Raw genomic sequence first — 11782 nt, 5'->3', positions numbered from 1 at the left:
TAGCCCACAGAGCCAAAATCTCCGATTAGTTCACGGCCAATTTCTACCAGCGGCACAGAATAGGATTAATCTATGGAGAAACCTCTTCTCCCCAGCACAAACCGTGCTGCCTCCCCGAAAGGCTCCTTCATGTCCCGCACCTCTCCTGCGCTCATTTTTGGCGCTGCTCTTACCCTCTTCCTCTCCGCCTGCTCCTCACCCGATTCCGAGCCATCAGCAGAGACGAGCACTACCTCTGCGACGACCTCTTCTTCGTCCGCCACCAGTTCTTCGAGTACGGCCTCTTCTGCCGCCACCAGCAGCAGCGAAGAGAGCATGCCTGAAGAACCTGCACATAGCGTTGCTGCAGAGCCAGAGACCCAGGCCGAGGCTGCAGCTGCGGAGCCGGAGTTGCTGTATTGCGATCCGGGAAACCTGACCATCCTCGGTACATTTTCTGACGGCACGCAAAGGCCCACGGAGCTGTGTGACACACCCGCTCACCGCCGATCTGCACGCGCAGAAGGAGTGTGCGGCAGTCTAGACGGCCGGTATAAGTACCCCGAGGAATGGGCCGATCTGTGCAATGGAGGTCTTCCGCCTTCAGATTCAGACTCTTTTGATGACTACAGCGACGTAGATGCGGGATACGTGCCAGAGTCTGACGCAGCTACAGATGCTCCAACCGATTCTGATACGGGCACGGTTGAAGGCTACGAGTATTAAGAACAGGAAGATAAGGCACTAACCAATGACAACGCCCTGCACCCATCGAAACGGGTGCAGGGCTTAGGCGTGTTTTAGCGGCTCTTACTTAAACTCGTCCGGCAGAGGTCCAAGCTGCGGGCCGTCCGGGTAGTACTTCCAGCCGTCCTTGATGCGGACGTCGTCAGCCCACGGGAGCTTGTATTCGCCCTTGGCCAGGTCCTCGACCCAGGTCAGATAGTTTTCAGTCTTGCCGCCGGGGTAGCCAACGTAGCCGCGGTTGCCCAGGTTGAAGATGTTGTTTTCAAGTCCCCAGTTGATGCGTGCCTTATCGGCCAGCTCAGGGAAGATTTCGGCGGTGACGATTTCGCCAGGATTGCGGTGGCCCTCAGAAATCATGTGGCCGTCGTAATTGCAGACATTGCCTTCACCGAAGTAGTAGAAGGTGTTGTCATAGCCAGCGAGATTGACCGAAGCGGTGAACATGAGGTTCTGGAAGGCATTGGTCTTATTGGTCATGATCCACTGATCCTGGGTCTGCGTGGAGTAGCCAGAAATGCGGATATAGACATTGGCGCCCTTATAAGCAGCCTCGCGTGCCAGCTCGGGGAACATGCCGTCGTGGCAAATGTTCACGGCAAGCTTGGAGCCCTTGGGGCCGTCACATACCGGCATGCCCAAATCACCCGGGTACCAAGGCTCAATTGGAGTCCATGGCTGGAGCTTGCGGTAGTGCAGAGCAATCTCACCATCGGAGTTGATAATGATCGCGGTATTAAATGGCGGCTTTCCTTCCTCATGGTTGGGCTCCATGATGGAGAAAACGCCCCAAACGTCATTTTCCTTACACGCCTGCTTGAACTGATCTACCTTGGGATCATCGAGACCAATGAGGAATTCATCATAGGACCAAATCTTGGTGTTGAGACCGGAGGAAGAATATTCCGGGAAGACAATGAGATCGAGGTCTGGGTAGCCCGCCTTGGTGGAGGCAACCATGCGGCAGATTTCATCCACGCTGGCTTGGACGTCCTCCGGGGTATTAACCACGGGGACGGGGTACTGAATGAGGGCCATCAACAGGCCGTCGGGAGAGGCGCTGATACTTCCGGTACTAGACATGGTGAGCTCTTTCTACTCGATGAGAACGTGACTGCCGCCATATTAATAGAGAAGGGTGCCCCATACCACTTTTGGGTGGGAGTGGGTGTCTCATATGAGAGACTCAGGAAGTAAAACAAGGAGAAGATAAAGAAAGCCGAGCTGAGGCTGCATCCTCAGCTCGGCCATTTCAGGGTTGACCTAGCGTGGCATTACGCCGCAGTGCTGCGCTAGGCAACCTAACCTCTCACTGGATAGGGTTCGCAACAATGGGCTCTCCGCTGCGATTGGCCAGGCCTAAAGCTCCTCTGCGTGGAACTGCATGCGCGGGTGGGCGAATACATCTTGGGACTGGATGAGTTGAAGCTCGGCAGTCTCGGCCTCGTAGGTGTTTTCCAGCAGGTCATAGACGGAGGAGGCGGTGCGGCGCAGGGACTCCTTGACGTCGCTGGTCTCGGTGTAGTGGCCGGTAAACAAGGCGGCGGTGACGTCGCCGGAACCATTGCGCTTAAACGGCAATAGAGGCGTGGACACGAGGAAGGCGCGGTCGCCGTCGACGGCAAGCATCTCCACCTGGTCTTCAGGGGTCTCAGGGCGCTTAACGGAGGTAACCAGCACGGTCTTCGGTCCGATTTCCTGCGCCTTCTTTACTGCGGCGAGGGTCTGATCAAGTGTGCCGACCTCGGAATCGGTGAGGTAGCCCAGCTCAAACTGGTTGGGGGTGATGATATCGGCGACGGGCACGACGCGGTCGCGCAAAAGCGGCGGGATCTCATCGGAGACGAAGCAGCCGGACTTGGCATTGCCCATTACAGGGTCGCAGGCGTAGAGGGCTTTGGGGTTGGCAGCCTTGATGCGGCGGACGGTTTCCACGATGGCGTCGGCAATGTCGGCGCCGCCCTGGTAGCCCGAAAGGATGGCGTCGATCTGCGGGAAGGCGCCGCGCTTTTCAATGCCATCGATGATGGAGGTAACGTCGCTGGCTGGAATCATCGGTCCGCCCCAGTCGCCGTAGCCGGTGTGGTTAGAGAAATTCACCGTGTGGACCGGCCATACCTCATGGCCGGCGCGCTGCAGGGGAAAGACGGCCGCGGAGTTGCCAACGTGGCCGTAGGTGACGTGGGACTGGATGGAAAGGATAGTCATAGCTACCCATTGTGCTACGCTGCCCGCGCGCTCACCAAGGAAAAGACAAAAATTATTCCTCGGGGCGATCTTGTGGCTCGCCCACCGCAGGGATTCCGCCGCCGGGAACCTGCTTGTCTAGGTTGGCGCGCTCGGCAGCGTCAGGAAAAGCCTTCGGGCCAGAAGGCTTGGGCTGATAGGAAACGCCGCGCTCGGCTGCGTCGTCGTACCAATCCGCGAGCAGCTCGTTTTGGCGGCCAAACATTTCCTTCTCCTCGGCCGGGGTGGAGTGGTCATAGCCCAGCAGGTGCAGGCAACCATGGACGGTAAGCAGGGCCAGCTCGTGGCCTAGGGAGTGGCCGGCGGCCTCCGCCTGGCGCAGGGCAAACTCGGGGCACAGGACGATATCGCCCAGCATGGCCGGGCCCGGGTCGGCGGCATCGGGGCGGCCGCCACCGGCGATGGCGCCAGGGGTGAGCTCATCCATGGGGAAGCTCATGACATCGGTGGGGCCTTCCAGATCCATCCAGCGCACGTGGAGATCCTCAATGGTCTTCAAATCCACGCAGGTGATTGTGCACTCGGCATCGGGGTTGATGTCCATCGCGCCGAAGGCATAAGAGGCGACGTCAATCAGCATCTCCTCGTTGACGCCTTCGAAGCCGGATTCATTGAGAAACTCGATACTCATTCCATTCCCTCGTATTCAGCGGCTTTCTTATTATCAAAGGTCTCGTACGCATTGACGATGCGCCCGACCAGCTGGTGGCGCACCACGTCCTTGGAGCCCAGGTCCGCGAAGTGGATATCATCCACGTTGCGTAGGATGCGGCGCACGATGCGCAGGCCCGAGACCTGGCCGTGTGGAAGGTCTACCTGCGAGATATCGCCGGTGACCACAATCTTGGAACCAAAGCCCAGACGGGTGAGGAACATCTTCATCTGCGCCGGCGTGGTGTTTTGGGCCTCATCAAGGATGACAAAGGCATCGTTCAACGTGCGGCCGCGCATATAGGCCAGCGGGGCGACCTCGATGATGCCGGCCTCCATGAGCTTCGGAATCATTTCTGGGTCGAGCATGTCCCGCAGGGCGTCATAAAGCGGGCGCAGGTACGGATCAATCTTGTCATTGAGCGTGCCCGGCAAAAAGCCGAGCTTCTCCCCTGCTTCCACGGCCGGACGAGTGAGAATGATGCGCGAGACCTGCTTGGTCTGCAGCGCCTGCACGGCCTTGGCTACCGCCAAGTAGGTCTTGCCGGAACCTGCCGGGCCGATACCAAAGACCACCGTATTATCGTCGATGGCCTGCACGTATTCAGACTGGCCCACCGTCTTCGGGCGGACGGCCTTGCCGCGGCGCTTAACGATGTCCGCCGCCAGCGCCGCCGATACCGACTGCGGCGCCTCCACGGCCACCATGTCCATGGTGTGCTTGACCGTATCGGTGGACACGGCGTGGCCGCGGCGGGCGATGGCCTCGAGCTCATCGAGGATCTTGGCGGCACGGGCCACCTCATAATCGGGACCGGTGACGGTAACGACATTGCCGCGGGCAAAAAGGTCCGCATCCAGGCGGTTATTGAGCACGCGCAGGTTATCGTCCGCACTACCCAGCACGCTGCTGACGTAGGCGGAATCTAGCTCACATTTCTTCGTGATGATAGGCACGTGCTTTAGGCTACCAGCGCCGCCTACCAACGCTCGGTGCGCATGCCGATTGCCGCCAGCGCCACCATTGCCGCACTCGCCGTGCGCAGCACTTCCGGGCCGAGCTTGATGGGTGTGGCGCCGGCTTCTTTGAGGCGATCGAGCTCGGCGTCGCCAATGCCGCCCTCGGGGCCAACGAGCAGGACGACGTCCTCTGTGAGCGGCACGTCTTTGATGGAGGCGGTAGCCTCTTCGTGCAATACGAGCACTGTGGGTGCGTTGGAGGAAGCGCCGTCGCGGCGACCGGTGAGCTCTTGAACGAGCTGCGGGGTGGTCAGCGGGCCGCGCACCTGCGGGATGCGGGCGCGGCGGGATTGCTTGGCCGCGGAATCGGCGGCCGCCTGCCATTTGGCCACCGCCTTCGGCGCCTTCTTACCGTCCCATTTAGCCACGCAGCGATCCGCCTGCCAGGCGATGATCTCATCGGCGCCGGCTTGGGTGGCGAGATCCACGGCGAGCTCGGCGCGTTCGGACTTCGGGATGGCCTGCACCACGGTTACGCGCGGCGTGGGCTCGGGCGCGGTGTCGATGGAGTCGACCGTGCCCTCCAAAGAGTCCTTGCCCGAGGTGGCGGTGATGGTGAGGGTGAGGCGGGTACCGGTGCCGTCGATAAGCTCGAGGCGCTCGCCCTCCCCCATGCGCTTGACCGTCACGGCATGGCGGGCCTCCGGGCCGGAAAAGCTAAAGGCCTCGCCGGTGCGCGCGGCGGAAAGATCCGGGTGGATGAAGACGGGCAGGGACATTAGCGGCGGAACTTATCGCGGATGCGGCTGAAGAAGGATTCCTCTTGGCCGTCGCCGGTGGTGCGCACGCGCGCGCCCTCGTCGCGGGAGTTGCGGATCTTCTCCAGGGACTCGCGGGTCTTGCGGTCCAGGTCCTTCGGCACAACGACGTCCACGTGGGCAAAGAGGTTGCCATAGCCATCGGTGCGCAGGCGCGGCATGCCGGCACCATCGACCTTGATGGACTCGCCCGGCTGGGTGCCCGGCTCGATGTCGATGGTGAGCTCTTCGCCATTGAGCTGGTCGATGGTGAAGTTGGTGCCCAAGGCGGCATCAATCATCGGCACGCGCACGGTGAGGTTCAGGTCATCGGCGTTGCGCTGGAAGACGGGGTGCTCCTCCGTGTGGACCTCGACGTAGAGGTCGCCGGCTGGGCCGCCGCCGTGGCCGACCTCGCCCTGGGAGGCCATGCGGATGCGCATGCCATCATTGATGCCGGCCGGGATATTCACGGTGAGATCGCGGCGCTTCTTCACGCGGCCATCGCCGGCGCAGTGGTTGCACGGATCGGTAATGACCTCGCCAAAGCCCTGGCACTTCGGGCACGGACGGGTGGTCATGACGTTGCCCAAGAAGCTGCGCTGCATCTCCTGGATTTCACCCATGCCATTGCAGTTATCACAGGTAACCGGCTTGGCCTTGGACTCGGAGCCGGTACCGCCACAGCTATCGCACAGCACGGCGGTATCCACGGTGACCTTCTTCTTCAGGCCGGTGTAGGCCTCCTCAAGGGTGATGCGGGTGCGCAGCAGGGCATCGTTGCCCGGCTGGACGCGGGACTTCGGGCCGCGGGAACCGCCGGCACCGCCGCCGAAGAACTCGGCGAAGATATCGCCGAGGCCGCCGCCACCGAAGCCGCCAAAGCCACCGGCGCCGGCACCGCCGCCACCCTGCTCCATGGGGTCGCCGCCCATGTCCACGATCTGGCGCTTTTGCGGATCCAGCAGGACCTCCTGGGCCAGCGCGGCATCGCGGAACTTTTCCGCGGCAGCGTCATCATCCGGGTTCAGATCCGGGTGATACTTGCGGGCCATTTTGCGGTAGGCCTTTTTAATCTCCTGGTCAGTTGCGTTTTTATCAACACCGAGGATGCCGTAATAGTCACGAGCCACTGTAAGAGATATTCCTTCTAATTCGTCTTGTTGGGGTTAACTTGAAAAAATAATGCGCGGCCAGCCAGTTTACTCGCACTGCTCGCCGGCCAAAATTTCGCTCACATACCGTGCAACGGCAGAGACCTTAGAAATTGTTCCCGAGTAATCCATAAAGGTAGGCCCCACCACGCCAAGGCCGCCCAGCGTGGCCACCTCATCGCCCGTGCCCAGTCCGTAGCCCGTGGCCACCACGGAGGCTTGGCGCAGCTGGTCTTCCTCGTTTTCCTCACCGATAACCACGGAGACGTTGCCCAAATCGGGCACGCGGGCGAGCAGCTTGAGGACGACGACCTGTTCCTCTAGCGCCTCAATAATCTTGGGTAAACCTTCTGGAAACTCGCGCGCCACGCGCGTGAGATTGGAGGCGCCGGCCATAATCAGCCGGTCGGAGGGCTGCTCCACCAGGGTCTCGATGAGCGTGGTGGCCACCTTGAGCACATGGTGGCGGATATCCAAGGGGGCGTCATCGACGAGGTGGGCGAGCTCCACGGAGGCGTCGCTAAGCGTCTTGCCCACCAGCGCGCTATTGACGATGTCGCGCAGGCGGAAGGTCTGGTCCTGGTCGATGATTTCATCGAGCTCCACATTGCGCTGGTCCACGCGGCCGTTATCGGTGATGAGCACCAGCAGCAGGCGCACCGGGGACAGCGCCACGACCTCGCAGTGCTTGACGCGCGAGACCTTGAGATTGGGCAGCTGGACGACGGCCGCCTGCTTCGTCACCTGCGCCAGTAGCTGCACCGAGCGGCGCAGCACATCCTCCAAGTCGACGCCGTCTTCCAAGAAGTTGAGCATGGCGCGGCGCTCTGGGGCCGAAAGCGGCTTGACCTCATGCAACGAGTCGACAAAGTGGCGGTAGCCCTGTTGGGTGGGCACGCGGCCGGAGCTGGCGTGCTGCTGGGAGATAAGGCCTTGGGATTCGAGCACGGCCATGTCGTTGCGGATGGTGGCCGAGGAGACGCCCAATTGGTAGCGCTCCAAGAGCGACTTAGAGCCAACGGGCTCTTGGGAGGCAATATAGTCCGCCACGATGGCGCGCAGGACTTCCTTGCGGCGGGCATCGGTTGAGGTAGACACTATGGCGCTCCTATTCGCTTCGGCGAATGATAAATTCTTTGAAATTCGGCACGGTGTATCGGACTTTGCCGTGTTCAGGGGAATAAATGAGACCTTTGTTTATGAGCTTAGCCCGCACCGGACCAAGAGCTTTATTATCCTTCCCCAGACGTTCACCGATTTCTTTCGTTTCCGCTGAACCATCGCCTAAGGCTGCCATGGCACTGAGATAGTCTCTTTCAGCTGGCGTAGCTCGATCCCAGCGAGCTTGGAAGAAGCTTGCGCCTGAAGGAACCAGTCCGCCAGTCACGGCAAAAGACTAACAAGAAAATGGCGGACTAACAGGTTTCTCATCGACTGAGTCAAAACTAACTGGTTTGGTTTCTACTGGACTAAGTCTAAAGGTCTGGGAACGAGGATTAGGTTTCTTCGGCGACGAGGAGATCGGTGATGATGCCATCGGCTAGCAGGCGGCCGGGCTTGGTGATGCGTACGCGATCGTCGGCGCGCTCGAGCAGGCCGCGGCCGATAAAGCGCTCGAGGGCGGGGGCGGCGTGGACATCAAGCCAGGCCTCCGGGATACCCTCGCGCAGGCGCAGGCCAAGCATAACCTTTTCCATGTGGCGGTCGGCCTCAGTGAGCGCTTCGGTTTCCTTTATGGGCAGCTCGCCGCGGCCAAGGGCGTCGATATAGCGCGAAGGATGCTTGACGTTAAAGAAGCGCTCGTTGCCTAAGTGCGAGTGGGCGCCGGGGCCTGCGCCCCACCAATTGCCATCTACCCAGTAGATGCGGTTGTGCTCGCACTCGCCACCGGGCTTGGACCAATTGGAGACCTCGTACCACTCAAAACCTTCCGCCTCGAGGGTGGAAGAAATCATCTCGTAGCGCCGGGCCAGCACGTCCTCATCAGGAGCGGGCAAGATGCCTTTGTTGACCTTGCGAGCCATGCGGGTGCCGTCTTCGACGATGAGCGAGTAAGCGCTGACGTGGTCCACACCGGTCTCCAGCACGCGGTCTAGCGTTTCGCGCACATTGTCATCCGTTTCGGTGGGCGTGCCATAAATCATGTCCAGGTTGACGTGCTCGAAGCCGGCGGCGCGAGCCTCGCGAGCGGCGGCGAAGGCGCGTCCAGGGGTGTGGGCGCGTTCTAGGACTTGGAGAACACCGGGGGAAGCGGACTGCATGCCGAGGCTGATGCGGGTATAGCCGGCGTCGGCAAGCTGGGCGAAATACTCCGGCGAGGTGGACTCCGGGTTGGATTCGGTGGTGACCTCCGCTCCGGGCGCCAAGCCGAAGGTGGAGCGGACGGTGTTAAGGATCCGGGTCAGCCCCTGCCCGCCCAGCAAAGAAGGCGTGCCGCCGCCAATGAAGACGGTCTCGGCCGAGCGGCCTACGCGCGCGGCCGCCAACTCCAGCTCGCGGTCCAAGGCATCCAGGTAAGGCCCGGTGAGATCGCGCGGGCTGCCGAGCTCTCCTGGGGTATAGGTGTTGAAATCGCAATACCCGCAACGAGTGGCGCAGAAAGGAACGTGGATATACAGCCCGAAGGGTTCAGTCATGGATAAAACCCTAATAGGGCGGGAACAAAATGGCCGAAAGGGGGGTTAAGCATGTAGTATGTTTGCATCTTCCCAAGTAGAAAGGCACCCTCAGTGGAACCTCCCAGTCGATGTCCCTACCTCCTTCTAGGCGGTGGGGAGTAAATCATGTTATCGGCTATTTTGATGATCCTGGCCGGATTTGCAGTCATCGGCCTCATCATCGTCGCGAATGCATACTTCGTGGCCCAGGAATTTTCTTTTATGTCCGTGGATCGCACACAGCTGCGGTCCCAGGCTGCTGAGGGGGATAAGACGGCGCAGCGCGCGCTGGCTATTACCCAGCAGACCTCCTTCATGCTCTCCGGCGCGCAGCTCGGCATTACTATTACCGGCCTGCTCATCGGCTATGTGGCCGAGCCGCTTGTGGGCCAAGGACTGGGCGTCCTGCTCGGCGGCGTTGGTGTGCCGACCGCGGTGTCTATCACCGTGGGCACCATCCTGGCGCTTTTCATCTCCACGATTGCAACCATGCTCTTCGCGGAGCTTTTCCCCAAGAACTACACCATCGCCGCCCCTATGAAGACGGCGCGCTGGCTGGCCTCCTCCACGCAGCTTTACCTGCAGCTATTCGGCTGGCTCATCCACTTCTTTGAGTACTCTTCCAATGCCATCCTCAAGGTTTTTGGCATCGAGCCAGTAGAAGACGTGGACTCCTCCGCCACCGCCGATGACTTGGAATCCATCGTGGATTCCTCCCATGAGGCCGGCGATCTGGATGAGAATACTTATATGGTGCTCGACCGCCTGCTGGATTTCCCTGAGCACGACGTAGAGCATGCCATGATCCCGCGCTCCCGCGTGGACGTCATTGACCCAGACACCACCCTTGGTGAGGTTCGCGAGATGATGTCGTCCGAGCACACCCGCTACCCCATCATCGATGACGAACATAACCCGGTGGGCGTGGTGCATCTTATCGACGTCCTGGGAAGCGACCTTCCCCCCGCCACCAAGGCGACCAGCATCATGCAGGACCCCGTCGTGGTACCCGAGCTGATGCCGCTACCAGATGTCGTGGAAGAACTGCGCGATAGCGAGCAAAAGATGGCCTGCGTCATCGATGAATACGGCGGCTTCGTAGGCATCGTGACCATGGAGGACTTGGCCGAGGAAATCTTGGGCGATGTCACCGATGAGCACGATATCGAAGAGACCGAGGAAATCACGGAGCAGGACGATTCCCACTGGGTGGTAGATGGCGATACGCCCATTGATGAAATCGAGCGCGCCATCGGCCACGACCTGCCTGAGGGCGACTTCGAGACCGTCGCCGGCCTCATCATCGCCCACTCCGGTGCGCTGCCCGAGGTAGGCGAGGAACACACCATCCAGCTCGAAGCCGAGCCCGATGACTGGGTGGACCACGATGAGGCGCCCGTTCGCTCCATCCGCCTGCGGGTGCAAGAGGTGGACCGCCACGTGCCGTCCGTCCTTGCCATCGAGCTGGTGGAGGATTACTCCGACCACTCCGATGATGACGATGAGAAGGAGGATGCATAATGACCGAATCTTGGTGGTTTAACCTCCTTGTTACCCTGCTCATCATCGCCGCTTCCGGCTTCTTTGTGATTATCGAGTTCTCCTTGATGGGCGCTCGCCGCAACCGTTTGGAAGAGGATGCGGAAAACTCCCGCACCGCCCGCGCCGGCCTGCGCTCGCTCAATGAGCTGACCATCATGCTCGCCGGCGCGCAGCTGGGCATTACCGCCGCCACCTTTGTGCTCGGTGCTGTAACCAAGCCCTGGGTGCACCACCTGCTCATGGCGCCGCTGGAGGCCGCGGGCCTGCCGCTGGGCATTGCCGACGTCGTCAGTTTCCTCCTCGCCCTCTTCATCGTCACCTTCCTCCACCTCGTACTCGGTGAGATGGCGCCGAAGTCCTGGGCGATTACCCACCCGGAGACCGCCCTGCAGTTCATCGCGGTCCCCGCACGTGGCTTCGTGTGGATCTTCCGCCCGCTGCTGAAGTGGATCAACGTCATGGCCAACAAAATGGTGTCCCTGGCCGGCGAAGAGCCCGTCGACCGCGCCGGTGCGGCCGGATACGACGCCGAAACCCTGCGCACCTTGGTCGAGCACTCCCGCGAGACCGGTGCGTTGGACGATGAGTCCGCCAACCAGATTTCCGATGTCATCGAGTTGGAAAACTCCACCGTGGGTGCCATGGCCCGCGAGCATGGCTCTGAGGTAGTGCCCCTGCCTTCCGACGCCACCGTGGAAGACCTCCAAGACCTCGTTGTGCGCAAGAACATCATGCGCGTGCTGGTCTTCCCTAAGGACTCCCGAGTCCCGCGCGTGGTCCACGTGCGCGATACCCTGCTGGCCGAGCCGGAAACTCCGGTACTCGAGTTCTCCCGCCCTGCCCTGTCCGTGTCTTCTTCCACCACCGTGCAAAAGACACTGGACCACATGCGTGCGCGCAATGAACAGCTCGTCATGGTGGGCAAGGCCGATAAAGACAACGCCGTGTGGATCCTCACTTGGGACGACATTATGGGCCAACTATGGCCGCAGATTACCGAGCAGCTAGACAAGGTCACCCCTCCCCCGGCCGTCTAGTTCCTGCCGCGACC

13 protein-coding genes are annotated in these 11782 nt (G+C 60.9%); 3 read left to right on the top strand and 10 right to left on the bottom strand.

The features are described from left to right. Positions 1 to 65: 65 nt before the first annotated feature. Positions 66 to 317 carry a hypothetical protein gene (locus ACLI1L_RS03655; RefSeq protein WP_411708066.1) on the bottom strand — a complete coding sequence of 84 codons (252 nt, stop codon included), beginning with the start codon at positions 315 to 317 and terminating at the stop codon, positions 66 to 68. Here ACLI1L_RS03655 and ACLI1L_RS03650 point away from each other — a divergent pair. Continuing rightward, a complete protein-coding gene (locus ACLI1L_RS03650; RefSeq protein WP_411708065.1) occupies positions 316 to 705 on the top strand; it encodes a hypothetical protein in 390 nt (129 codons plus the stop codon). The two genes, ACLI1L_RS03655 and ACLI1L_RS03650, sit on opposite strands and share 2 nt — an antisense overlap. An 84-nt stretch (positions 706 to 789) precedes the next feature. On the opposite strand, the gene ACLI1L_RS03645 is transcribed toward ACLI1L_RS03650, so the two are convergent. The 9 genes from ACLI1L_RS03645 to hemW form a co-directional block, all read right to left on the bottom strand. Next, entirely contained in the window at positions 790 to 1806 is a 1017-nt protein-coding gene (locus tag ACLI1L_RS03645) for a formamidase (RefSeq protein ID WP_200288784.1), read from the bottom strand. Between the two features lie 276 nt (positions 1807 to 2082). Continuing rightward, positions 2083 to 2931 carry a pyridoxal kinase PdxY gene (gene pdxY, locus ACLI1L_RS03640; RefSeq protein ID WP_411708064.1) on the bottom strand — a complete coding sequence of 283 codons (849 nt, stop codon included), beginning with the start codon at positions 2929 to 2931 and terminating at the stop codon, positions 2083 to 2085. A gap of 52 nt (positions 2932 to 2983) precedes the next feature. Next, positions 2984 to 3601: an rRNA maturation RNase YbeY gene (gene ybeY, locus ACLI1L_RS03635; protein ID WP_005326445.1), complete on the bottom strand. Its 618-nt coding sequence runs from the start codon at positions 3599 to 3601 to the stop codon at positions 2984 to 2986. Continuing rightward, entirely contained in the window at positions 3598 to 4578 is a 981-nt protein-coding gene (locus tag ACLI1L_RS03630; RefSeq protein WP_005326444.1) for a PhoH family protein, read from the bottom strand. The genes ybeY and ACLI1L_RS03630 overlap by 4 nt, the downstream gene beginning before the upstream one ends. Before the next feature lie 23 nt (positions 4579 to 4601). Next, the gene (locus ACLI1L_RS03625) at positions 4602 to 5360 is read right to left on the bottom strand and encodes a 16S rRNA (uracil(1498)-N(3))-methyltransferase (protein ID WP_005326442.1); all 759 of its coding nucleotides are present in this window, start codon (positions 5358 to 5360) and stop codon (positions 4602 to 4604) included. Continuing rightward, positions 5360 to 6511, bottom strand: a complete 1152-nt coding sequence (gene dnaJ / locus ACLI1L_RS03620; RefSeq protein WP_005326440.1) for a molecular chaperone DnaJ — start codon at positions 6509 to 6511, stop codon at positions 5360 to 5362. The genes ACLI1L_RS03625 and dnaJ overlap by 1 nt, the downstream gene beginning before the upstream one ends. 69 nt (positions 6512 to 6580) lie before the next feature. Continuing rightward, positions 6581 to 7630 (bottom strand): heat-inducible transcriptional repressor HrcA, encoded by a 1050-nt coding sequence (gene hrcA / locus ACLI1L_RS03615; protein WP_200435348.1) that lies wholly within the window; start codon positions 7628 to 7630, stop codon positions 6581 to 6583. Between the two features lie 10 nt (positions 7631 to 7640). Beyond that, a complete protein-coding gene (locus ACLI1L_RS03610; protein WP_232212607.1) occupies positions 7641 to 7919 on the bottom strand; it encodes a hypothetical protein in 279 nt (92 codons plus the stop codon). 109 nt (positions 7920 to 8028) lie between these two features. Further along, positions 8029 to 9168, bottom strand: a complete 1140-nt coding sequence (gene hemW, locus ACLI1L_RS03605) for a radical SAM family heme chaperone HemW (RefSeq protein WP_411708063.1) — start codon at positions 9166 to 9168, stop codon at positions 8029 to 8031. A gap of 147 nt (positions 9169 to 9315) precedes the next feature. Between hemW and ACLI1L_RS03600 the strand changes: the two genes are divergently transcribed. After that, positions 9316 to 10710 carry a hemolysin family protein gene (locus ACLI1L_RS03600; protein ID WP_411708062.1) on the top strand — a complete coding sequence of 465 codons (1395 nt, stop codon included), beginning with the start codon at positions 9316 to 9318 and terminating at the stop codon, positions 10708 to 10710. Then, positions 10710 to 11768, top strand: coding sequence for a CNNM domain-containing protein (locus tag ACLI1L_RS03595; protein WP_005324190.1), 1059 nt, complete (start codon positions 10710 to 10712; stop codon positions 11766 to 11768). Before ACLI1L_RS03600 ends, ACLI1L_RS03595 begins: the two co-directional genes overlap by 1 nt. Positions 11769 to 11782: the final 14 nt, after the last annotated feature.

Origin of the sequence: Corynebacterium sp. LaCa117, from assembly GCF_046717765.1 — a bacterium.
In the GTDB taxonomy this organism is placed as follows: Bacteria; Actinomycetota; Actinomycetes; order Mycobacteriales; family Mycobacteriaceae; genus Corynebacterium; species Corynebacterium kefirresidentii.
The sequence above is the reverse complement of the archived record's forward strand: the minus strand, read 5'-3'. Positions and strand labels throughout refer to the sequence as shown.

Bases quoted from the DNA above. Each gene is read 5' to 3' on its own strand.
- ACLI1L_RS03650 (WP_411708065.1), top strand. From the start codon at position 316: ATGCCTGAAGAACCTGCACATAGCGTTGCTGCAGAGCCAGAGACCCAG.
- ACLI1L_RS03655 (WP_411708066.1), bottom strand. From the start codon at position 317: ATGCTCTCTTCGCTGCTGCTGGTGGCGGCAGAAGAGGCCGTACTCGAA.
- ACLI1L_RS03645 (WP_200288784.1), bottom strand. From the start codon at position 1,806: ATGTCTAGTACCGGAAGTATCAGCGCCTCTCCCGACGGCCTGTTGATG.
- pdxY (WP_411708064.1), bottom strand. From the start codon at position 2,931: ATGACTATCCTTTCCATCCAGTCCCACGTCACCTACGGCCACGTTGGC.
- ybeY (WP_005326445.1), bottom strand. From the start codon at position 3,601: ATGAGTATCGAGTTTCTCAATGAATCCGGCTTCGAAGGCGTCAACGAG.
- ACLI1L_RS03625 (WP_005326442.1), bottom strand. From the start codon at position 5,360: ATGTCCCTGCCCGTCTTCATCCACCCGGATCTTTCCGCCGCGCGCACC.
- hemW (WP_411708063.1), bottom strand. From the start codon at position 9,168: ATGACTGAACCCTTCGGGCTGTATATCCACGTTCCTTTCTGCGCCACT.
- ACLI1L_RS03600 (WP_411708062.1), top strand. From the start codon at position 9,316: ATGTTATCGGCTATTTTGATGATCCTGGCCGGATTTGCAGTCATCGGC.
- ACLI1L_RS03595 (WP_005324190.1), top strand. From the start codon at position 10,710: ATGACCGAATCTTGGTGGTTTAACCTCCTTGTTACCCTGCTCATCATC.